Here is a 1,583-nt window from a genome sequence, read left to right as displayed (position 1 = left end):
CTGGTGAAGCGCCTGCACCGCAGCCGGCGCCGATCGACCCGAACTACACCTGGCACAACGACCCGATTTCAAAGGTGCTGGCCGGCAAGCCGCTTGCGGACTACGTCCTGCACCGCGTGCCCGGCTCCTTCCACGACGCACCGCGCATCCCGCGCGAGTCCAACGAGGCCCTGCAGCGCGGCAACTCCCTGTACGGCCCCGGCACCCCCATCTACGTGGGCGAGGGCGACAACGAGGTCATGTGCACCGTCGCCGTCGCCGGCTACGGCGAGCACGGCAACAAGTACGCCCTGACCGCGGGGCACTGCGGCAAGGTGGGGGACCCGGTCTCCTCGGCGGACTCCTGGCAGGTGGGGCACTCTGGCAACATCGTCAAGGTCAACGAGCGCCTGGACTACGCGCTCATCGAGCTCGGTTCCAACGCCGAAGTCACCCGCTCCTACGACGGCGTGACCATCAACCACCTCGGCTCCGCGCCGGTGAAGCCGGGCAAAAACGTGTGCAAGAAGGGCGTGGCCTCCGGTGAGACCTGTGGGATCACCTGGTCGGACTGGAACGTGCAGAACGTGAACCAGGTCTGCGCCATGCAGGGCGACTCCGGCGCGCCCCTGTACACGGACGACCGCCTCGTCGGCATGATCAACGGAGGCCTGTTCCCCGCGCCGTTCGACGTGCAGTGCACCACCCCGCTGCAGGGGCCGATCTACGCGCCCACCAGCGCCGCCCGCATGGACGCGATCCTGGCGGACCTCAACAACGGGTTCCGCCTGCCGTAACCTAGCGCAGCGCCGAGAGTGCCGCGTCGTGGAGCGCGCCGTTGCTGGCCAGCGCGTCGCCGCCGTGCGGGCCGTCCTCGCCGGACAGAGAAGTAAACTGCCCGCCGGCCTCCGTGACCAGCACCGACAGGGCGGCGAGGTCCCAGAGGGAGACCTCCGGTTCGGCGGCGATGTCCACCGCTCCTTCCGCGACGAAGCAGTAGTTGAGAAAGTCGCCGTAGCCGCGCAGGCGCCAGGTCTGCTCCGTCAGGCCGATGAACTTCTCCAGCAGGCCGCGATCACGCCAACCGGCGAGGGAGGACATGGCGAGGGAGGCGTCGGCAAGCGTGAGCACCCCGGAGACCTCGAGTCGCGTGAGCTCGCCGCCGTTGAACGTGCGCCACGCGCCGCCGCCGGCCGCTGCGTACCAGCGGCGGGTCAGGGCGGGGGCGGAGACGACGCCGACGACCGGTTCGCCGTCCACAAGCAGCGCAATGAGGGTTGCCCACACGGGCACGCCGCGGACGAAGTTCTTCGTCCCGTCGATCGGGTCGATGACCCACTGGCGGCCCTCGAGCGCCACCTCACCGCCGAACTCCTCGCCAAGCACCGCGTCCGCCGGCCGCGACTTAGCGAGCACCTCGCGGAGCGCCTCCTCGACGGCGAGGTCCGCGTCGGAAACGGGCGTCATGTCCGGTTTTGACTCCACCCGCAGGTCAGAGGCCTCGAAGCGCGCGAGCGTGAGCGCGTCGGCCGCGTCGGCCAGTTCAAGTGCGAGGGCGAGGTCGTCGGCGAAAATACTCATGCCCGACAAGTCTAGTAGTGATG

Annotated in this window: 2 protein-coding genes; one reads left to right on the top strand and one right to left on the bottom strand. The window is 69.3% G+C overall.

The window, feature by feature from the left end; all coding sequences use genetic code 11:
* A partial coding sequence (locus EAW56_RS12815) for a S1 family peptidase (protein WP_167457442.1) occupies positions 1-776 on the top strand: 776 nt, incomplete at its 5' end.
* 1 nt (position 777) lies between these two features.
* Here EAW56_RS12815 and hisN read toward each other — a convergent pair.
* Entirely contained in the window at positions 778-1,560 is a 783-nt protein-coding gene (gene hisN / locus EAW56_RS12085; RefSeq protein WP_122086804.1) for a histidinol-phosphatase, read from the bottom strand.
* Positions 1,561-1,583 lie beyond the last annotated feature (23 nt).

This window comes from Corynebacterium gottingense (genome assembly GCF_003693265.1).
Taxonomy (GTDB): domain Bacteria; phylum Actinomycetota; class Actinomycetes; order Mycobacteriales; family Mycobacteriaceae; genus Corynebacterium; species Corynebacterium gottingense.
This window is presented reverse-complemented; position numbering and strand designations above follow the sequence as displayed.

What these genes read in the sequence shown, in the direction of transcription:
- hisN (WP_122086804.1), bottom strand. Translation starts at nt 1,560, where the DNA reads ATGAGTATTTTCGCCGACGACCTCGCCCTCGCACTTGAACTGGCCGAC.